22 protein-coding genes, 1 other RNA gene and 1 pseudogene are annotated in these 21,443 nt (G+C 28.0%); 17 read left to right on the forward strand and 7 right to left on the reverse strand.

All coding sequences use genetic code 11. The features are described 5' to 3' along the window. Positions 1-13: 13 nt before the first annotated feature. Entirely contained in the window at positions 14-1,132 is a 1,119-nt protein-coding gene (locus BPP43_RS07480; RefSeq protein WP_013244345.1) for a DegT/DnrJ/EryC1/StrS family aminotransferase, read from the reverse strand. 142 nt (positions 1,133-1,274) lie between these two features. On the opposite strand from BPP43_RS07480, the pseudogene BPP43_RS12570 reads away from it, so the two are divergent. The 6 genes and pseudogenes from BPP43_RS12570 (at position 1,275) to BPP43_RS07510 (ending at position 5,011) form a co-directional block, all read left to right on the forward strand. Then, positions 1,275-1,800: pseudogene (locus BPP43_RS12570) on the forward strand (hypothetical protein). A 113-nt stretch (positions 1,801-1,913) separates the two neighbouring features. Then, positions 1,914-2,240, forward strand: a complete 327-nt coding sequence (locus BPP43_RS07490) for a hypothetical protein (RefSeq protein ID WP_228369483.1) — start codon at positions 1,914-1,916, stop codon at positions 2,238-2,240. Positions 2,241-2,319: 79 nt separating this feature from the next. Then, positions 2,320-2,604 (forward strand): YtxH domain-containing protein, encoded by a 285-nt coding sequence (locus BPP43_RS07495; protein ID WP_013244342.1) that lies wholly within the window; start codon positions 2,320-2,322, stop codon positions 2,602-2,604. Positions 2,605-2,630: 26 nt separating this feature from the next. Further along, the gene (locus BPP43_RS07500; RefSeq protein ID WP_013244341.1) at positions 2,631-3,023 is read left to right on the forward strand and encodes a hypothetical protein; all 393 of its coding nucleotides are present in this window, start codon (positions 2,631-2,633) and stop codon (positions 3,021-3,023) included. Positions 3,024-3,045: 22 nt separating this feature from the next. Continuing rightward, positions 3,046-4,092 (forward strand): hypothetical protein, encoded by a 1,047-nt coding sequence (locus BPP43_RS07505; RefSeq protein ID WP_013244340.1) that lies wholly within the window; start codon positions 3,046-3,048, stop codon positions 4,090-4,092. A gap of 10 nt (positions 4,093-4,102) precedes the next feature. After that, positions 4,103-5,011: a hypothetical protein gene (locus BPP43_RS07510; RefSeq protein ID WP_013244339.1), complete on the forward strand. Its 909-nt coding sequence runs from the start codon at positions 4,103-4,105 to the stop codon at positions 5,009-5,011. A gap of 458 nt (positions 5,012-5,469) precedes the next feature. On the opposite strand, the gene BPP43_RS07515 is transcribed toward BPP43_RS07510, so the two are convergent. Together BPP43_RS07515 and trmD are read right to left on the reverse strand one after the other, a co-directional pair. Next, positions 5,470-6,207, reverse strand: coding sequence for a site-2 protease family protein (locus tag BPP43_RS07515; RefSeq protein WP_013244336.1), 738 nt, complete (start codon positions 6,205-6,207; stop codon positions 5,470-5,472). Between the two features lie 102 nt (positions 6,208-6,309). Beyond that, entirely contained in the window at positions 6,310-7,050 is a 741-nt protein-coding gene (gene trmD, locus BPP43_RS07520) for a tRNA (guanosine(37)-N1)-methyltransferase TrmD (RefSeq protein WP_015274612.1), read from the reverse strand. A gap of 121 nt (positions 7,051-7,171) precedes the next feature. Between trmD and BPP43_RS07525 the strand changes: the two genes are divergently transcribed. The 3 genes from BPP43_RS07525 to BPP43_RS07535 all read left to right on the forward strand — a co-directional run bounded on the left by BPP43_RS07525 (position 7,172) and on the right by BPP43_RS07535 (position 10,491). Beyond that, positions 7,172-8,197 carry a DUF8042 domain-containing protein gene (locus tag BPP43_RS07525; protein ID WP_014936838.1) on the forward strand — a complete coding sequence of 342 codons (1,026 nt, stop codon included), beginning with the start codon at positions 7,172-7,174 and terminating at the stop codon, positions 8,195-8,197. Next, the gene (locus BPP43_RS07530) at positions 8,190-9,491 is read left to right on the forward strand and encodes a replication-associated recombination protein A (RefSeq protein WP_015274613.1); all 1,302 of its coding nucleotides are present in this window, start codon (positions 8,190-8,192) and stop codon (positions 9,489-9,491) included. The genes BPP43_RS07525 and BPP43_RS07530 overlap by 8 nt, the downstream gene beginning before the upstream one ends. 508 nt (positions 9,492-9,999) lie before the next feature. Next, positions 10,000-10,491, forward strand: coding sequence for a GNAT family N-acetyltransferase (locus BPP43_RS07535; RefSeq protein ID WP_015274614.1), 492 nt, complete (start codon positions 10,000-10,002; stop codon positions 10,489-10,491). 416 nt (positions 10,492-10,907) lie between these two features. Here the strand turns inward: BPP43_RS07535 and ssrA are convergent. After that, positions 10,908-11,260: a transfer-messenger RNA gene (gene ssrA / locus BPP43_RS11570) on the reverse strand. Between the two features lie 100 nt (positions 11,261-11,360). On the opposite strand from ssrA, the gene BPP43_RS07540 reads away from it, so the two are divergent. The 5 genes from BPP43_RS07540 (at position 11,361) to BPP43_RS12295 (ending at position 16,240) form a co-directional block, all read left to right on the forward strand. Then, positions 11,361-11,918 (forward strand): DUF4390 domain-containing protein, encoded by a 558-nt coding sequence (locus tag BPP43_RS07540; RefSeq protein WP_013244330.1) that lies wholly within the window; start codon positions 11,361-11,363, stop codon positions 11,916-11,918. A gap of 111 nt (positions 11,919-12,029) precedes the next feature. After that, positions 12,030-12,713, forward strand: a complete 684-nt coding sequence (locus tag BPP43_RS07545) for an NlpC/P60 family protein (RefSeq protein WP_013244329.1) — start codon at positions 12,030-12,032, stop codon at positions 12,711-12,713. Positions 12,714-12,741: 28 nt separating this feature from the next. Further along, on the forward strand, positions 12,742-14,838 hold the full coding sequence (gene ftsH / locus BPP43_RS07550) for an ATP-dependent zinc metalloprotease FtsH (protein WP_013244328.1): 2,097 nt from the start codon (positions 12,742-12,744) through the stop codon (positions 14,836-14,838). Between the two features lie 218 nt (positions 14,839-15,056). After that, on the forward strand, positions 15,057-15,752 hold the full coding sequence (locus BPP43_RS12290) for a cation:dicarboxylate symporter family transporter (protein WP_252832295.1): 696 nt from the start codon (positions 15,057-15,059) through the stop codon (positions 15,750-15,752). Next, entirely contained in the window at positions 15,722-16,240 is a 519-nt protein-coding gene (locus BPP43_RS12295; RefSeq protein ID WP_252832427.1) for a cation:dicarboxylate symporter family transporter, read from the forward strand. Before BPP43_RS12290 ends, BPP43_RS12295 begins: the two co-directional genes overlap by 31 nt. A gap of 374 nt (positions 16,241-16,614) precedes the next feature. Here BPP43_RS12295 and BPP43_RS07560 read toward each other — a convergent pair whose 3' ends face one another. Continuing rightward, positions 16,615-17,790 carry a dicarboxylate/amino acid:cation symporter gene (locus BPP43_RS07560; RefSeq protein WP_014936845.1) on the reverse strand — a complete coding sequence of 392 codons (1,176 nt, stop codon included), beginning with the start codon at positions 17,788-17,790 and terminating at the stop codon, positions 16,615-16,617. 142 nt (positions 17,791-17,932) lie between these two features. On the opposite strand from BPP43_RS07560, the gene BPP43_RS07565 reads away from it, so the two are divergent. Together BPP43_RS07565 and BPP43_RS07570 are read left to right on the forward strand one after the other, a co-directional pair. After that, complete coding sequence (locus BPP43_RS07565; RefSeq protein ID WP_014936846.1) at positions 17,933-18,367, forward strand: EamA family transporter; 435 nt, start codon at positions 17,933-17,935, stop codon at positions 18,365-18,367. Positions 18,368-18,452: 85 nt separating this feature from the next. After that, positions 18,453-19,451 (forward strand): DUF2157 domain-containing protein, encoded by a 999-nt coding sequence (locus tag BPP43_RS07570; protein WP_015274616.1) that lies wholly within the window; start codon positions 18,453-18,455, stop codon positions 19,449-19,451. Positions 19,452-19,736: 285 nt separating this feature from the next. Here the strand turns inward: BPP43_RS07570 and BPP43_RS07575 are convergent, their stop codons facing one another. Both BPP43_RS07575 and BPP43_RS07580 read right to left on the reverse strand, forming a co-directional pair. Next, positions 19,737-20,159 (reverse strand): DUF2752 domain-containing protein, encoded by a 423-nt coding sequence (locus BPP43_RS07575; protein WP_015274617.1) that lies wholly within the window; start codon positions 20,157-20,159, stop codon positions 19,737-19,739. Then, positions 20,159-21,145 (reverse strand): VWA domain-containing protein, encoded by a 987-nt coding sequence (locus BPP43_RS07580; protein ID WP_013244322.1) that lies wholly within the window; start codon positions 21,143-21,145, stop codon positions 20,159-20,161. The genes BPP43_RS07575 and BPP43_RS07580 overlap by 1 nt, the downstream gene beginning before the upstream one ends. Positions 21,146-21,226: 81 nt before the next feature. On the opposite strand from BPP43_RS07580, the gene BPP43_RS11740 reads away from it, so the two are divergent. After that, positions 21,227-21,403, forward strand: a complete 177-nt coding sequence (locus BPP43_RS11740; protein WP_217284016.1) for a hypothetical protein — start codon at positions 21,227-21,229, stop codon at positions 21,401-21,403. The last annotated feature ends 40 nt before the right edge of the window (positions 21,404-21,443 follow it).

Consider the following 21,443-nt stretch of genomic DNA (forward strand, 5'->3'; position numbering starts at 1 on the left):
AAAACCTTAAAAATTATTTATTTATAACTTTTTTTAAAGCTTCTATTACCATATCTTGTTCTTCTTTAAGAATATCGTTATCTATAGGAAGAGCCAAATTGTGCTTAGAAGCATATTCAGACACAGGCATATCTCCTTCTTTATAACCTAACTTTTTAACAAGAACAGGTGCTAAATGTATAGGGTGAGGATAATAAAGTGCTGTAGGTATTCCAAGTTCATTTAATTTAGTTCTTACCTCATCTCTATTATCTTCAACTTGTATAACATATTGAGCATGAACACTCTCAGTATATTCTGCCACTTGAGGTACTTTTACTATATCTTTTAAATTATCATTATAATATTTAGCAGCATTTCTTCTGTGCTTCATATCATCATCAAAGCCCTTAAACTTCTCTAATAAAATGCCAGCTTGTAAATTATCTAATCTTCCAGTAGTACCAAGCTTAACATGTATCATTCCGCCCTCATCACCATGATGACGAAGCTGTTTTAAGTTTTTGTATATATTTTCATCATTAGTAAATACCATTCCGCCATCACCAAAACAACCTAAAGGCTTAGCAGGGAAAAATGAAGTAACAGCAATATCACCCAACTTTCCAGAACAAGATTTTATATTCTTATAGCTAGCACCAAAAGACTGACAAGCATCTTCTATTACAAATAAATTATGCTTTTTAGCTATGTTTAATATCACATCATAATTAGCACATTGTCCAAATAAGTTTACAGGTATAATAGCAACAGTATTTTTATTAATAAGGCTTTCTAATTTGTTTACGTCCATATTAAAATACTCATCAATATCGCAAACAACAACCTTCATGCCTAAAAAAGCAGGTGCCTCAGCAGTAGAGAAAAATGTCATAGCAGGAACTATTACTTCTTTTGTAGAGTGGTCTTCTCCGGCATTAAAACCTAATGCTAAAAGTGAAAGCACTAATCCAACGTGTCCAGATGAAACACCAACAGCATATTTAGCTCCTGTATAATTTGCTAATTCATGCTCTAAACTCTCTAGCTCTTCGCCAAATACAAATTGACTTCTCTCTATAATAGAAGCTATTTTTTTATCTATACTCTCTTTTCTCTTCTCATAACCTCTGTAAAGATTCATATATTTCATTGCAATAACTCCATAACGAAAATTAAATTTTTGAATATATTTTATAAAAATTAATTACTATTGTCAATAAAAAATATTCTTGATTTTTTAATGAAAATGCTATACCGTAATATTATATATTAATTTTATAAAGGAATATATTATGAATAAAAATATTCCAATAATAGTTTTAGGTTCAGCAGTTGTAGGTGCTGCTTCTTCTTATTTAATTTTTAAACAAATACAAAAATCATATTTTTACATTAAAAGCTATGATAAAAAATTTGAGATGAAGTTCTCTAATAAATGGCATGTTTCAAAAGAAAAAAATGAACTTAATGAAAACTCAAACCTTGAATTAATTAACAATAAAGACTCTCTTTGTCTTATAATGTTTTCAAAAAAGAAAAGCGAAGTTAATAATATCACTTTAGAAGAATATAATAAAAATACTGTTAATGGCATTAGAGAAAATAATATAATACTAGGAAACTAAAAAAAGCATAATATCTAAAAAAAATGTTTATATTACAGAGTTTTATTCTAATTATAAAGATGTTGATGTGCATTATTCTATATATGTAATAGAAACAAATAATTATTATCATCAGTTTATGATAGCTTCTATGAGCGGTAAAAATTATTATAATAAAATAAAAAATATATTATCTACTTTGAAAGAAATATAATTATTACTATGAAAAATAAATTAAAGTATTTATTTATATTATTACTCTTATTTGTAAATAATTTATTTTCAGAACAAAAAATATTTTTATCGTCAAATTTGATAGGCGATGATTTGAGAAAAAAAATTGTTAATTGGGTAAAAGAAAGTTCAATAAATGAAGAAAATTATAAAATATTAGATAATGGTTTTATATATTTTTTTTATGTGTCAAATATAGATGATGAAAATAAGTTTTTATGTTTCGATATCACTTTTAATTTGCAATATGATAAGTTTATAGTAGATTTCTCCAACCCTAAAATATTTGATAAAGAAAAAAATGAAATAAAAGATTTAGAGTTTAGTACTTTAAGCAAATTAACCAAAACAGGCTGGTTTAAATCCTACAACGAAGAGATAGATAAGATAGTAGAAGAACTTGAAAATATAATAAATTAAATTTATTAGTATGTTGACAAAAAGAGTAATTACATTTAATATTTTGTATTATATATCATAAAATCAGGAGGATATTTTTATGACTAAAGGAATATTTTCTTTTATACTTGGAGTAAGTGCAGGTGTTGCATTAGGTTTATTATTTGCCCCAAAAGCTGGTGAAGAGACTAGAGAAGATATTAAAGAAACTATGGATAATATCAAATATAAAGTAGATGATTTATATCATAGAGGAGTTATTAAAACTTCTGAGTTATATGAAAAAGGCAGAGAAAAAACTTCTGAACTATATGAAAAAGGTAAAGAAAAAACTACAGATTTTTTAGACAAAAGAAAAAAGAAATCTGAAGAAGCTAATGCTTAATTTTTAATAGTTATACTTAAAACAATATGAATGATATTACTTTTCAATTAAATGTTATTGCTATATCATTAGCTTTTATAGCTATAGCAATATTGATATTATCTTTGGCTATATTTTTTATATTGCTTGCTACGCATTTTAGATTTAACAGCAGATTCGATAAGATATTAGACAATATAGAATCTATTAGTGAAAAAGTTAATAATATAGCATTATTTGTAGAATCTGAGGCTGATAGAACAAAAAAAAGTTTATCAGATGTGCATGATGCTATAGACAATGTTACTAGCAGTTTTTATGGTATTACAAGCTCTTTAAGAGATTTAACTGCTAATTTTAGCATTATGAATATAATAAACTCTATTATTGGTTTGTTTAAAAGTAAGAATAAGCCTGATGATGATGAATTAAATTTTTAATTTGCGGGAAATTGATTGTATTATGAAAAAAATTTTGTTAATAACCTCTATACTATTTATTTTTGTATGCTCTTTATATTCTAATGATAACTTTGCTATAAGAATAAAAGATTCTCAAGGAAATGTAAAAAAACTTATAACTAAAGATGAGTTTCTTAATGATGTAAGTAATTTAGTAACATTAAGAGGCGGAAATGAAGAAGCTCTTAATATAATTATTACTAATGAACTTCAATTATGGCAAATTGCTAATCAAATAATAGAGCAAGAAGTTTTATATATTAAAGCTGTAGAAGAAGGTTATGACAAAGATAATGATTTGATGGCTAGAATAGAAAAAGAAAGAGATAATCAAATTGTTCAATTATATATGCAAAAAAAAGTTCCTAAAGATTTTAGTGTTGTAACAGAAGCTGAAAAGAGAAGTTTTTATAATACTAATAAAAATCGTTTACCGCCAAATGTTACTTATGACCAGTTATCTCTTCAAATAGAATATGCTATTATTCAAGAGCGTATGCGTAATGAATATAATAAAATATTACAGAATGCTAAAACTAATTATACAAAATTTGAATATTCTGCTGCTAAAGACCCTTGTATTATAATAGAAGAAACTACTATACCACTATCTAGATTTAATGAAATGTTTAATGAAAACTTAAAACAGGCAGGCGACAATATACCTCCTGCATTAAAAGCACAGGCAAGAGACAGTATGTTTAATGCTTTTGCTGCTATGGAAGTTATGCTTTATGATGCTAAAAAAACAGGTTTTTATGATACACCAGAGGCTAAATCTTTAGATAATCTAATAACAAGAAATGCTGTTACTGCAAACTATATAGATAAAACAATAAGAGCAAAAATACCAAAACCTACTGAAGAAGAAATTAATCAAGCTTACAAACAATATGGAGCAATATATAAAATAGACTCTCTTCCATATCAGGAAGCTCAAAAGGCATTAGAAACTTTGGTAATAGAGGCTAAAACTCAGCAAGTATATCAAGTATTAATTGCTCAGTTAAGATATGGTTACAGTATAGAAAAAGACTTATCTTTATAATACTTGAAGAATGAAAATAAGAATATTTTTTATATCAATAATATTAGTTGCCGTTAGCCAATTATCTTATGCTATAAGAAATGATTTTTATTTTGATATATCTCCTTTAATAGAAAAAAATAAAATGTTTTCTGTTGGTATAGGAGGAATATATTATGAGTATAACTCTTGGTTTCAGGATTACAAATTATATATAAATGACCCGCTAGACCAAAATATCAGTAAAAGAAATTTATCATTTACATTTATGCCGTATTTTATGGTAAGACCAATTAATTTTGTAGAGTTAGGAGTATCTGCAAGCTTTTTATATCAAAGGCAAGATTCAAGACAAGATTTAACAGGGCTTACAAATATGACTGATTCTTTTAGTTTTGACGCCATTAATGCCACAGCTAAAGTAACATTTTTAGATTGGTATTTATCATTGGGTGCTAAAGTTGGAATGAGCTATAATTTTTCTAAAAGTATTCTTGGTGAAAATAGAGATGCTTTTAATTTTAATGGTGCTTTTTTACTTGGAATAGTTCCTAAAGTAATACCTATTAATATATTATTTGCTTATGTATTTGATACTAGAGATAATTTACAAAGGGATATATTGGAATTGGGAGAGATAATTGGAGGCATTGAGATAATAACATCTCCTTTTATAACATTATATACAGGAGTAAGTTATGTTTTTCCGTATCAGCCTAAAAAGAGAAATTATAGTTATTTAGAGCCTTTTGTAAAGTTTAAAGCTACAATATCAGATTTTTTGTATATGACCATTACATATAGAAAAGTTGTACTTGGTACTGGAAATACCCCAAACACATCAACAGTTGATTTTTCTATAGAGTATATGTTCTATGGACCTGGGGATTGGTGGTATTTAGGAAGACCAAAAGAAAAAAGAAGACAATACGACTACTAATTTTCAAGTTTTTTATTAGATTTTAAGCAATCCAAAATACAGATATTATTTTATATTAGTATATATTCTAACATATAGAGTGCCCTTTTTGCTTCGGTAAAAAGTTGACAGAAAATATTTTTATGTTTTTTATTCTCGTGGGCTAGCCACCCTGTGAAGCGTGCCCGTAGGGTAGCACCCCCAGTTCTTTTGCCGATAGGCACCTACTCGGTATTGGTATAAAAGAACCAAAAGAACTGCATTAAAAAATAGCTTTTAAGCATATCAAAAATATAGATATTATTTTATATTAACACATATTCCAAAGATATAAAGCTAAAACATTTGCACTTTTTGGTTCTTTTGACGAAGTCCGCACAGCAAGCTGCGGGAAAAAGAACGATAAAAAAATTATATAAAATAATCGTTTTAATAATGCATCAATTAAAAATAAATACATTCTTAAATATATATAGTAATTATATAGAAAATAATGCATTAATAGAATTGCCCAATATATATGTTGCTATAGTTTGTATGAATGAAAGTATAGTTCTTAATATTCCAAAGAAAAGCAAAGCATACAATATTAAAAAACCATAAGGGTATATTCTGTCATAAGTATTTTTGCCTTTGTTTGATAAGAAAAACCTCAATATCCAACCGCCGTCTAATGGTGGAAAAGGAAGTAAATTAAAAAACATTAGCATTATATTAATCATATAAAACATTATAAGCATTGTAATTACTATTGGCAATGCATTTGAAAATATATTAGTAAGCATATTTGAATTCTCTTGTAATGCCATTATTAACTTATATATTACAAAAGTGCCGTCCACAGGAAAAGCTAAAATCTTTATTATTATAAAAGAAACACTAGCAAGCATTAAATTAGCAAAAGGCCCCGCAAAAGACACTAAAGCTTGGTCTCTCTCAAAATTAGAAAAATTCCTTGAATCTACAGGAACAGCCTTCATCCAGCCTATAACAGGTATGCCAGTAACAGCAGCAAGCAAAGGCAATATAACACTTCCAAGTATATCTATATGAGCAAATGGGTTTAATGTTAATCTTCCTAAACTTTTAGCAGTATTATCCCCAAAAAAATAAGCAACCCTAGCATGAGAATATTCATGCATACTAGCTGATATTATAAAAACAACATAGGATATTATTCCTATTGATAATCTATTTGCAAATATTTCACTTACCATTTTTTATTATATTCTCTCTCTATTTATTTTGTTTAAATTCTTTTTTAGTAAATTTTCTTAATAATAATATATAAAAAACAATATAAATGTCAAAAAGAAAAATTATAATATTTTGTTAGTTTTATCTATTAAATAATTAAATATAGTTTTTATGTCTTTTTTTGTTAAATCAATATTTTTAAACATATCAGAACGATTAATAAAAGTTTTTATAATGCTTCTCTCTCTTCTATATTCTTCTATAAGTTTATGATTGCCGGAAATTAAAACATCAGGCACTTTCATATTATCTATTTCAAAGGGTCTAGTATATTGTTCATATTCTAAAAGACCATTAGCATTCTCTTCAAAAGTATCATTTACCACAGATTCGCTATTGTTAAGCACTCCTTTATACCTACATATTGCATCTACAAGCAAAAGTGCAGGTATCTCCCCTCCGCTTAAAACATAATCTCCTATGCTTATAGCTTCATCAGCATATTTTTTTTCAACTCTATAATCTATGCCTTCATAGTGCCCAAGTATTAATGTGAGATGTTCTTTTTGTGATAGTTCTTTTATCTTTTGCTGCGTTAAAGTTTTTCCAGACGGAGAAAATATTATAGTGTGTCCTTTGCTATTGCTCTCAAAATATTTTTTAAAGATAGTGTAAGTCATAATCATACCAGGACCACCTCCATAGGTATAATCATCACATTTTTTATAATTACCCTCTCCAAACTCACGCATATTAACTATATTAATATCAACAGCATTCATTTCTTTTGCCATGGATATTACTCCGCTATTTAAAGGGCTTTGATAAAAGTCTTCAAAAAGTGTAAGTATATCAATTATCATCAAATAAAATCCAACACATATATTATATTTTTAGTATATTATAAATGGTTTTTTTATAAAAATATATAGATAATTATTTTTTAAAGCCGAAAATTAGTAATGTAATATTATAATCTTTTTTATGAAAAATGGTAGAAAAATGAAAATATTTATTAATGACAAAGAATTATCATTTACATTAGAAAATGAACAAAACGCTTATGATGTATTAAAGGGTGTAGAAGAATGGTGCAATTCTAATAATTTTCTTATTAATAAAATAATAATAGACAACAATGAACTTCACCCATATATAGACGAAGAATATGAGAAAATACTTATAGAAAATATTGATAACATATATATAGAAGCTCTTAGCAATAGCGAATATTATTTATCAAGCCTTAATTCTATAATGGATTATATTAAAAATATTTCTGTTACAGATTCTGCTATTTTAAATGAAAGAGATATAGAAGATTTAAAAGACGGTTTTGCTTGGATATTGGATTCTATACCTAGAGTAATATTTCTTTGCAATATGAGTTTAGAAAGCCATAATTCTATGCATTTACTAAAAATGCTTGAAGTAAAATTAGAAAGACTAACATCATTAACAGAAAAAAAAGAAGATATAGAAAAAATAAGAGATTATTTTAATGATGATATTAAACCTTTTATTAATGATAAGTTAATTCCTGCAATGGAACTTATTATGGAAGATGCTAAAATTAATACTATAATAATGTTTTCAAGCAATATTAATTCTGATAATGCATTATATAAAATAGGTACTCTTCCTAAGTTTTATGATTTTATAATAGAGTTATTAGATAAAATTGTTGGTAAGCTTCAAACAGGAAATGATAAAGAAGCATTTTTGTATGCAGAAAAATTTTCAAGAGTGGTGAGTTTTTCTTTTACAATACTTTCAAAAGTGGCAGATATATGCTCTATAGATTATAACAATATAAAAATAAATAAAATAAGTCTTTATGATTCAATAGAAGATTTTAACAGCATGATGAATAATGTTTTAGAAGCATTTTCTAATGAAGACTATATATCCATAGCAGACATATTAGAATACGAAATAAAAGATAAATTAAAAGACATTATTAATTATATACCTGTTGTAGAGGAATACATTGAAAAGCTCAATGTTTGATTTTACAGAAGAAGACAACTCTTTTCTTCCAATGGCAGAGCGTATGCGTCCTACTTCTATAGAGGAAGTTTATGGGCAAAAGCATATACTATCAGAAAATAAAACTCTAAGAAAAATGATTGATAAAGATAAAATCACTTCTATGGTTTTTTTTGGTCCTCCGGGAGTTGGAAAATCAACTGTTGCTTCTATAATTGCAAAAAAGACTAAAAGAGAATATATAAAATTAAATGCTGTACTTTCTAATGTTTCAGAAATTAGAGAAGCTATTAAAAAGGCAGAAAAAAATCTATCCAACGAAAAAAAGACAATACTTTTTATTGATGAGATACATAGGTTTAATAAATCTCAGCAAGATGCTTTACTTCCTGCTGTAGAAAATGGAACAATTATTCTTATTGGAAGCACAACTCAAAATCCTTATTTTTATTTAACTAATGCACTTCTTTCACGCATAATGCTTTTTGAGTTTAAAAACCTCGAAGATGAAGACATTAGAGAGGCTGTTGTTAATGCCATAAAAGATAAAAGAGGACTTGGCGAAGAAGATATTGATGTGGAAGAGAAAGCGATAGATTTAATAGTAAAGTTTTCGCATGGAGATGTGAGAAAGGCTTTAACATATCTTGAAACATCATACTTAGCCACACAAATAGATGAAACAAAAGAAAGACTCACAATCACAGAAGAGATAGTAAAAGATGTTACAACAAAGCAAGCATTAAACTTTGACGAAGATGAACATTACAACACTATTAGTGCATTTATAAAGAGTGTAAGAGGAAGCGACCCAAATGCAGCAATTTATTATTTGGCAAGAATGCTTGAATCAGGAGAAGACCCTAGATATATAGCAAGACGCCTTTGTATATTGGCTGCTGAAGATATAGGGCTAGCAGACCCTAATGCACTTAATATAGCATCATCGCTTCTTAATATAGTGGAGTTTATAGGAATGCCGGAAGGAAGAATACCGCTTGCAGAGGTTACTATATATTTGGCACTTTGCCCGAAATCTAATTCAGCATATAACGCTATTAACAAAGCATTAAAAGATGTGAGAAACGGAGAGCTTTATTCTATACCGAATTATTTGAAAGATAACAACTCAGCATCATTCGACAGAAAAAGCAATGAAGATTATAAATATCCTCATGATTATCCTTATCATATAATAAAGCAGGACTATTTAGAAAAAGGCATTAGAAAAAATTATTATGAAGCGGTAGAGATTGGAGAGGAAAGAGAGCTTAAGAAAAGATATGAATGGATAATTAAGCATATATATGATTAGTAGTATTCAGTAAAGTTATTATTTTTTAATATGATATTTTAAGTTTTTTGTTTATGGTGGATTTGCCCCCATACCCCCACTTCTTTTGCGACCGAAGGAAGTGCCTGCGACTGAAAGAAGTACCTTTAGGTATGGTAGTGACCCAAAGAAGCAAAAGGACTGCAATTTTTTAGCTAAAATATTTGTATTATCTTATTATATATTCCTAAAATATTAGCTATAGTATTTGCACTTTTTGCAACTTTGACGAAGTACGCACCGCGACCGAAGGAAGTACCTGTGGGTGCGAAGGCGGGAAAAAGTTGAATAAAAGAACTTATTATATATTTGAAAACTTTTAAGTTTATCAATTTTTATTTTTATATTTTGGGGACTAGTCCCCAACCCCCTACTTCTTTTGGTGGCCCAAAGAAGCAAAAGGACTGCATTTTTATACAAAGATACATCTACTATTTTATACTTTATAATATATAATAATCTAAACAACAATATTAAAGGAAAATACAATATGACTATAAGAAAAACAACTGCTAATGATATAGATAAACTCTTAGAAATATTCGATTATGCCAGAGAATATATGAAAGCAAATAATAATCCAAATCAATGGTCAGACGGCTACCCTTCAAGAGAAAATATAGAACAAGATATTCAAAAAAATGAAAGTTATGTATGTTTAGATGATGATAATAATATAATAGCAACATTTTGTTTTTTTGTGGGCATTGAAGAAGATTATAATGAAATATACGAAGGCAAATGGCTTAATAACAATAAATACGGAGTTATACACAGAATAGCAACTTTAAAAAATCAAAAAGGAGTAGGTTCTTTCTGCATGAAATACTGTTTTGATATATGCAAAAATATGAGAGTAGATACACATAAAGACAATATACCAATGCAAAGGCTTTTAGAGAAAGAAGGTTTTACAAAGTGCGGCATAATAAAATTAAGAAGAAACAAAGCAGAGAGAATAGCTTTTCAGAAGAGTGAATAAAGTTAATTTTCTATTTCTTTATCGTACCATTCTGTATCGCCAAGATTTTCTTTTAATACTTCTTGTAAACCATATAAATCATAGTATGCTAATAGCACATTCTTATAATGTAATTCAACATATACTAAAAAAATTTTAACTTTGTCAAAAATTATATTTTTTAATTTTAAATATTCATGGGGCTTTGCCCCACACCCCAGTTCTTTTGCTGCCGCAAAGAACCAAAAAGGCTGTATTTTTAGCTAAAATTTAGGTTTTATTTTATAGATATTTTTAAATATAAAGCTATAGTAATTGCATTTTTCGCAAAACATATCCGTAGTGTAAAAACTTTTTAACGAATTTTATAGAACGACTGAATGGAGTGTATGTGAGTACGAGAGATTCAAAAAAGTTGCTAAAAAACATTCTAATAAAATTGGAGATGGCGGGACTCGAACCCGCGTCCTACGAAGCGCCCCATATTCGTCTACATAGCATATCTTATCTTTGAAGTTTCACTCTACAGGTAAAAGACAAGCAGAAAAACTATAAAGCTAGTTTGAGTATACGTAATATTAGGCTCAAACGGCACCTAATACAAGTTCTATGTGTTTCGACACCGATAAAGCAACCCATAGACAAATCACTAAACCAGTGACAGCTTCAATTAAGCTGCAAGTGCGTATTCGTCTGCACTTATATTTTTAGTATGATATTTACGTGCATATACCAAGCACGGCTATGCAAAATATGACTCAACCATCGCAGTCGAAGCCGGAGCATCCCCTTTCAAAGAACATATATACATTATTATAATATTTTTTTTTATATAGTCAACTCTTTTGTATGCTTTACTTTTATAGTAATTTAAGTATAATTTAATAACTATGAAATATGTATTAACATTATTTATTATAATAAGCTTTCAATTATATCCATATGAATTAAGACTTTATTTTGCAAGAGCAAATATATATAATAATACTTTATATGCTAATGTATATATTGGAAATGATATGGTTTTTTATAATAATATTAAAAGATACTTAGATAATGGTATTATAACTACATTTAATTTTAGAGTTAATCTATTTAAAGAAAATTTATTATTAGATGACAGTATAAAAGACGCACATTTCTTTAGAAGAATGTATTATGACTTTTTTACTAAAGAATATGTTATATATAATTCACAAACTATGGCAGAAACAAGAAATACTAACTTTTATGAATTAATTAGAAATACAAGCCAAATAAATAGAGTAGATATTATCAATACAAATAACCTTGATATAAACAGTAAATATTATTTTAAAACAAGACTGTCAATACAATTTGAAAACGCCTATCCATATTTAAATGCATTCTTTAATATGATAACCCCATTACAATATAGAATAAAATGGTTAAAATCTAATAATTTTTATTTAGATGAATTGTCATAATAATTTATATTTTCTTATATTATTTATAGGTAAAAATCCGATTTTGTATTAAATAAAGTACCTTGACTTTTTGTAAATATTTTATAAAATTATTTTTTAATTAGAGGAATTATGCATTTTTTTATTAGTATATTAATTGCTTTAATGTTTTCAAGCTATTCATTTGCACAAAATTATGGTTATGATAAGAATTATCAATCATATTTAGATGAAAATGGCGTAGAAATTGATGATAAACAAAAAGATAAAGTTAGAGAAGACATAAAAAAGTGGGCTAACTTTTATTTGCAAAAGCACTATAAATATAATGAAAGAGTTGAATTAACTCACCCAACTACAAAAGAGAAGAAAAAATTCAATTTTGATTGTTCTGGTTTTGTAACTGCTGTTTATTGGAGTTCTAATATAGCGGTATTTGAAAAACAAGCTATAATGGACTCAAGCGGCGTAAAAACAATATATTCAACACTTTCAAAATATAAAAAGATATACAATGACGGCATGCCAAACATTGGCGATATAGTGATGTTTGACAGAACTACATCAGATACGAAAAAACTTACACATGCTGGAATAGTTGTTGATGTAGATAGAGAAGAAGGAACTGTAACTTATGTACATGCCTCTACAAGTAAAGGGCTTGTTGAAGGCTATATAAATTTAAAATATCCTGATTTAGCTAGAAAAGACGGTAAAGTTATTAATAGCTATCTTAGAAGAGGAGGAGGCGTAGATTCACTTGCATCAAAATGTTTTAATAGTTATGGTACTATTTTAGATATACCTTTAGAATAAATTAAAAGAGATTTTTTTTGGAGAATATATGGCTAACAATAAAAAAAAGAACATGAATAGAAGAAATAACATTCCTCAAAGCGGAGGCGGAAATCAGATTATTATAATATTGCTTCTTACTATGGTAGTAGTAATGGCAATAATGTACTTTCAGAAAACACCTCAAGTTAAGGCTCAGGAATGGGATTATTCTACAGTTGTACAAAAAGTAAAAGATGGTGTTGTTAAAGAAGTTACTATAGTTGACCAATACATAAAAAATGGTAAAGCTGTAGAGACTGTTAATGGTAAAATTACAGAGATAGATTTTTATTCTTATATACCTTTTACTGCAAGCGGTTTTGCAGATTTCCTTATAGAAAATAATGTAAAGGTTCGCGGAGAAGCTGAAAAACCTAGTTATTTTAGCATAATACTTGTAAACTTGCTTCCTATACTTGCTATAGGATTTTTGCTTTGGTTCTTTATGTTTAGACAGGTTCAAGGTTCAAATAACAGAGCTATGAACTTTGGAAAAAGCAGAGCAAGACTATTAACAAAAGAAGATGTAAAAGTAACTTTCAAAGATGTTGAGGGCTGTAAAGAGGCTAAAGAAGAGCTTCAAGAGGTTGTTCAATTCTTAAAAGATGCTAGTAAATTCACTAGACTTGGTGCTAAGATACCAAAGGGAGTATTATTAGTAGGCCCTCCAGGTACTGGTAAAACTTTACTTGCTAAAGCTGTTGCTGGTGAAGCTAATGTACCTTTCTTTAGTATGTCTGGTTCTGAGTTTGTTGAGATGTTTGTAGGTGTGGGTGCTTCAAGGGTAAGAGATTTATTTGAACAAGGTAAAAGGTCTGCTCCTTGTATTATATTTATAGATGAGCTTGATGCTGTGGGTAGAACTAGAGGAGCTGGATACGGCGGCGGTCATGATGAAAGAGAGCAAACTCTAAACCAAATGCTCGTTGAAATGGACGGTTTTAATACTGACACTAGAATTATAATATTTGCTGCTACTAACAGACCTGATGTACTTGACCCTGCATTGCTTCGTCCTGGAAGATTTGACAGACAGGTTGTTGTTGATTTACCTGATGTTAAAGGAAGAGAGGGTATATTTAAAGTGCATGTTGCTAAAATACAGCATGATCCTTCTATAGATTTGTATCATTTAGCTAGAGCTACTCCTGGTTTTTCTGGTGCTGATATAGCTAATATGGTTAATGAAGCTGCTTTGATTGCTGCTAGAAATGACAAGGAAAGAGTTGAGCTTAAAGATTTTGAAGAGGCTCGCGATAAAGTTATGATGGGTCCTGAAAGAAGAAGCATTCTTATAAGCGAAAAAGAAAAGCTTAATACTGCTTACCACGAGGCTGGACACACTTTAATGGCAGTGCTACTTCAAAATACTGATGCTTTACATAAAGTAACAATTGTACCTCGTGGAAGAAGCTTGGGTGCTACTTGGACGCTTCCTTCAGACGGCAGATATACACTTCAAAGAAAAAAGGCCATTGATGAAATGTCTTTACTTCTTGGAGGACGTGTTGCTGAAGAGTTTAAGTTTGGTGAAGATTCTGTTACTACTGGTGCTTCTAATGATATAGAGAGAGTTACTGAACTTGCTAGAAGAATGGTTTGCGAATGGGGTATGAGTAAGCTTGGTCCTATTGCTTTCGGTCAAAAAGAACAGCCTATATTCTTGGGTAAAGAAATTGCACGCCACAAAGACTATAGTGAAGAAACTGCTCAAAAAATTGATGAGGAAGTACATAAGTTTGTAATAAAAGCTTATGAAAGAACTAAAAAATTAATAGCTGAAAATGCTGATAAGTTTGAGGCATTATCTAGAGAGTTATTTGAAAAAGAATCTCTTGATATAGAAGATATTGAAAGAATATGTGAAGTTAAACTTGATAGAGTAAAAGACAAATTAGTTTATGCTGGTAAAGACCCTAAAAGAGGTACAGATGAACTTGAAGACCCTTCTGCTTATCAAGATGGAGAAGTAAAGAGTGTTAAAGATGAAGTATTTTCTACTCCTATAAAACCTCTTAAAGACGAAAAATCTTCTAAGAAAACTTCTTCTATTAATAAAAAAATCTCTTCTCCTAGCAGAAAAAAGAAAAGCGAAGAAGAATAAATTATAAAATAATTAAATAAAACATATAAAAACTACGGTATAATTTCTTATATCGTAGTTTTTTTATTACTACTTATAATATGTAGAAAATGTATTACATATATAATAATATAGAAAGATAAAAACCAAAAATAAAACTTTTAGTAAAATAATTAATTGATTGTATAAAAAAAATTTTCCTATACTGTACTCATAACACTTACTTATGGAGTTTTAAAATGAAAAAAATTGGTTTGCTGCCTAGAATTATCATTGGTATAATTCTAGGTATTTTAGTAGGCATGTATCTTCCTGGTCCTGTAGTAAGAATATTTGTAACTTTCAGTTCTATATTTAGTTTATTTTTAAACTTTATTATACCTCTTATGATAGTTGCTTTTATAGGATACGGTATTGCTAGCCTTACAGAGGGTGCTTCAAAACTTATTGGAATTACTGTAGCTATATCTTATGGTTCTACATTATTAGCTGGAAGTATCGCTTTTTTAGTAGCTTCAAATCTCTTCCCTACTCTTTTGGGTTCTGCTGCTTTAAGCAGTGTAAAAATAGAGTCTGGTTTAGACAGCTACTTTACTATACCTCTTAAACCATTATTTGATGTTACATCTGCTGTAGTATTTGCATTTATACTTGGTATTGGTATTACAATGCTAAGACCTAAGAAACAAGGTGAGGAATTATTTTCTATAGTAAGAGACTCTGAAGAGGTTATACAGGCTGTTCTTAAAAATATAATAATACCTTTATTGCCTATACACATTTTAGGTACTTTTGCTAATTTAGCTTATGCAGGAAGCATACAGCATATACTTGTAATATTTGGTAAAGTATTTGCTGTTGTTATTACTTTACATATACTTTATATCACTGCTTTATTTATAATATCTGGAATTATAGGAAAAAATCTCCTTTAATGCTTATAAAAAACCAAATTCCGCCTTATTTTACTGCTGTAGGTACTCAAAGTAGTGCTGCTACTATACCTGTTAGCTTGATAGCTGCTGAAAAAAATGGTGTTAGCGAACAAATTAGAAATTTTGTTATACCGCTTTGTGCTACTATACACTTAGCTGGTTCTATGATTACTTTGACTTGCTGTTCTACTGCTGTTATACTCATACTTGGTCAAAACCCAACTTATAGCTCAATACTTCCTTTCATACTTATGTTAGGTATTGCTATGGTTGCTGCTCCTGGTGCTCCTGGTGGTGCTGTTATGAGTGCTTTGCCTTTCTTCTATATGATTGGTATTACTGGAGAAGAGTTACAAGGTTTAATGATTGCTTTATACTTAACTCAAGACTCTTTCGGTACTGCTGCTAATGTATCTGGAGACAATGCTATAGCTGTATTTGTTGATTGGTTCTACAAGACTAAAATTAAAAAAGAGGCTGTTGCTTAAAATAAAATTATTTATAATCAATTATGTAAAGGGTGGTTTCAAAGAGAAGCTGCCCTTTTTGTTTATATGAATTTCTTATATAATTAAAGTTTAGTTTTTTAACGCACGGTAAACAATCACTTGTATATTATAAAAATTATATTGTTAATTTTATTATATTTTAAATTTAGCTTACCGTGCGATGAATTAAGTATAAATTTAAAAAACAACTTGGGCGGGTGTGCTTTTTTAAATAAGTAACAAGATTAATAAAAACTGAATATTTTAAATAAGCATATGAATATAAAGGGCGGGGTTTTAAGAAAAATTTTTAATACATAAAAAAAGAGGCCCAAATATTTATTTAAGCCCCTTTTATTTTATAAATTAATAATTTAACTATTCTTTCTAAATATACCTTGAAGTATTAAAGCCAAAGCACCGTCTCCTGTAACATTACAAGCAGTACCAAAACTATCTTGTAAAGCAAATATAGCAAGTATCAAAGCAGTACCGTCATCATTAAAACCAAGTACAGATATAATAATACCCAAAGAAGCAACAACAGTACCTCCAGGAACACCAGGAGCACCTACAGCAAATATACCAAGTAATATTACAAATAAAATCATAGTTCCAACAGGAGGCAAGCTTCCATATAGTATTTTAGATATAGTCATAACAAAGAAAGTTTCAGTTAATACAGAACCGCATAAGTGTATAGTTGAACCCATTGGTATAGCAAAATCAACAATGTCTTTATCTAAAGCATCAGACTTGCTTGCACATTTTAATGCAACAGGTAAAGTAGCCGCAGATGACATAGTACCAACAGCAGTAAGATAAGCAGGTCCATAATGCTTAAATACTCTTGCAGGATTTTTCTTTGATACAATACCAGCTATAGTATATAATAATGTAAGCCATATAAAGTGTCCAACTATTGCTATAAGTATGATTATTAAGAATATTGGTATGCTTTTAATAACTGTACCCTCATAAGCTAAAGTAGCAAATGTGCTTCCAATATAAAATGGCAATATAGGTACTACTACTGTATTTACCAAAAATAGTATTATATTATTAAGCTCATCTAATAAGTTTTCAAAATACTGAGATTTAGTTTTTACAACTGCCACACCTCCGCATATTGCTAAAAATAATGCAGTAATTACTGGAAATACAGGGTTAATATCTAATTTAAATATTATCTCTGGCAACTCTTTTCCTCCTGCAACATTTGAAGCTATATTCAAATTAGGTATTATTGCATATCCTGCAACAGTAGAAAATAAAGCAGCTCCCACAGAAGAGAAATAAGCCAAAGCAAGCATCACTCCCAACATCTTATTAGCTTTATTACCCATTCTTGTTATAGCAGGAGCAATAAATCCTAATACTATTAAAGGTACCATAAACGATATCACTTGATTAAGTACATATTTTATAGATTGTATTACATTGATTAAACCTTCATTAGAATATGTACCTATTAGAATTCCTACAACTATTCCTATAAACAGTTTTATCAGCAAATAGTCTTTTTTGCCTTTTTTGATAGACTCTTCCATAAATATTCTCCTAAAATAATTTCATACATATAAGTATAGTAATTTTTTCTTATATGTATATAAAAATTCATAAATAAATATATAAGATTTAATAAAAAATTATACGATATATTATAAATATGTTTATTTAAGGATATATTATATGTCGATTGTTTATGCACTATTATCATCAATATTCGCTTCACTCACAGCAATACTAATAAAAATTGGTCTTAAAGATATTAATTCAAACCTAGCTACCGCAATAAGAACCATTATAATATTATTCATGTCTTGGATAATAGTATTTTATACAAATAAAGTAAACTCTATAAATACATTAGAAACTCTAAAAAATATAAATAATAAAACTTTAATATTCATAATACTTTCTGGTGTAGCAACAGGACTATCTTGGCTATTTTATTTCAAAGCACTTCAAATTGGAAATGTTAATAAAGTTATTGTAATAGATAAGCTCTCTATAGTTTTTACAATTATATTAGCAAGTTTATTTTTAAAAGAAGTTATATCATTAAAAATTATAATAGGTGTTATACTAATAGTAGCGGGTACATTGATAATAAGCTTCTCTTAATAATTATCATATAAATTATTAAATAACTGCTAATTTAAAAAAATTATAAATATGTTAAAATTAATGATAAAAATAATTATTAATTATGAGCAGTAAAGAAAGATTTATATTAAAAGAAATAAAAAAATGGTATAAAGATAGCCTCATATCTGAAGAACAATTAAAAACATTATCTTCAAAATATAGTAACAATATATATTTAAACTGGCAGCCTATAATAAAATCAATAATGATAACTGGAATAGTATTAGTTATGATTGGTTTTATAGCTTTTATTAGTTTTTATATATTCTCTCTTTATTTTATAGCATTTTTATTTACGCTTCTTTTTGTATCAGGATTTATAATTAATGAAGTAATGATAAGAAAAGAAATAAACCTTCCAAAGACTTCAGCTGTAATAATTGCATTATCTTCTATATTTTTAGCCTGCGACATATTTACAATTTATTATATAATATTTGGAAACAAACATAATTATACAATACTATTTTTAATAACTATTATAATATTTTTTATCATAGCTTATATTAAAAAAAATTATATAGTGCTTTCAATAGCATTAGTATCAGCAATTACATGGTATGGTTTTGAAGGATTTGATTTTCCTTATATTGATTCTTATATTTTTAATATTAATAATTATATAAGAGTTATTTTAATGAGTACTGCCATATTTTTATTAGGCATTACAGATGTTAATATAAAGATATTTGGAAATAAATATTATCTATTTTCAAAAATATTTTATAGTGTTGGAATATTATATTTAAACATTGTATTAGCAATTATGAGTATATTCGGAACTTATGATACAGTGATATTATTTAAAGACAACAAAACAGAAACTATAACATACAGTATAATATTTTTAATCACAAATATTATAATGCTTAGTTTGGGTATAAAAATAAAAAAGATGTCTATAATAAAATATTCTATATTTTTTATATTAGCTAATATGTATATAAGATATTTTGAATATTTTTATTTATCTATGAACAGTTGGATATTTTTTATAATACTTGGGGTTATTACGATTTTAATAGGAATAGTGATAGAGCGAATAATACAAAACAGTTAGTAGCTTATATTAAGTATTTTTAATATATTTATAAACGGCTATATTTTATTATTTTTTATTGTTCTTTTTCCCGCGTACGAGCTGTACCACCTTGCCGCACAACAATGCTTTGTTTTAATTATAACCTTTCAGGCGTGCGGGGGAGTGCATTTTAATGTACAATTAAATTATAAAATAAAAATGCAGTTCTTTTGCTTCTTTTATATCAATAAAAGAAGTGGGAGGTCGGGGGCTAGTCCCCGAAATTAACAAAACATAAAAACTAAATTTTAATAAGCTTAAAAATTATTTTTTTACTAAATTCAAAATTTCTAATATAGTGTAAAAATGACTATCATAGTTAAATGTAAAAGGCTCTCTATATGGAAAATCATTCATAAACCTAAAAATATACACACCTATAAAAATAATTATTAAACAAGTTATTAAAAAATTATTATTATATATACTATCAAATATTTTTATTTTTTTTCTAAAAGCTATTATAACAAATAAAAATGCAGGCAAAGGAAACAGAGGGTGATATTTTAATGCATTTTTAAAATCTAAATTAAGTGCATGTATATAAGCTCTTGTCATGCCGCAGCTTGGACATGGAAAACCAGTAGTTGCTCTAAATAAGCACAAATTTTCTACAGGCAAATTTTTATTAAAATTAACACAAAATATTAAAACTAATAATATACAAAATTTTAAAAATCTATCCATTATGGTACAATCAAAAATCTTGTAGAAGATAATATAATACTTAATGCAATACATATTAAAGCTATTATAATAAAAGGCTTATATAATTCATTGTACTGAATAAGATTATCATCTGTAATTGGCTTTTTTTCTAATCTGTCTATTGTATTATAAACATTATCTAATGCAGAACTTGTTTTGGCATTGAAATATTTTCCGCCTGTTATACTTGCTATTTCAATTAATGCTTTTTCATTAAGTGTAAAATCTGCTCTAATTCTTCTTTTGCCATAATTAGGGTCTGTATATGTTACCCAAGCATGACTTCCAGCAGCATCACCAATACCTATTGTATAAATTTTAATATTAAAATTGGAAGCTATCTCTGAAGCAAGTTTAGGGTCTATCTCTCCAGAATTATTTTCTCCGTCTGTAAGAAGTATTATCACTTTTTCAGCATCATCTTTTACACTTCTAAGCATATCAACCGCAGTAGCAATGCCAAGACCAATAGAAGTAGAACCCTCTTCATCAATTTTTATATTGCCGATTTCTTTTTCTAATGAAGTATAATCAAAAGTAGAAGGCGAAAGCACAGAAGCCCTTAATGCAAAAGCAACTAAACTTATTTTATCGAAATTTCTTTTTTTTATAAAATCAGCCATAGTCTTTTTTGAAGCCTCAAGCCTTGTAGGAAGCATATCCTCGGCCATCATAGAAGGAGATATATCAACCACCATAGATATATATATACCCTCTCCATTAATATTAGCACTGCTGTCTACCGTAGCAGGACGAGCTAAGCCTATTATTGAAAAAGTTAATCCTAGCATTAAAAGTATAAACGGTATATCTTTAGCATAATACTTTGACTTTAAAGTATGAGCCATACTTACACGCGGGTGCTTTACAGAATAGAGATGATTTTTTCTAGTTTTTATATATATAAAAGTGATAATAGGTACAATCAATAATAATAATAAAAATTGCGGATTAACAAACAACATTAAGCACTTCCATTTTTAATATTTCAATTATTATATATTAGAATGTATAATAAATCTATATGATTTTTTTAGGAATTAGCTTTGTATAGAAAACCTGTTACTATTGTTATGATTCCTATTAGCATAGTAAAAGGAGCAAGGAAACCCAATATACCTTCAGGATTTTTGCCTACTAATGCTATTAGAAGGAAACTGAAAGCAAAAATTATAAGACCTATAACTAGTATAATAATATTTTTTTTAGAAAGTTTATCTTGATTATTTACCATAAAAATTATTAATGAGTTTCTCGAGTTAT

This window comes from Brachyspira pilosicoli P43/6/78, from assembly GCF_000325665.1.
GTDB lineage: Bacteria > Spirochaetota > Brachyspiria > Brachyspirales > Brachyspiraceae > Brachyspira > Brachyspira pilosicoli.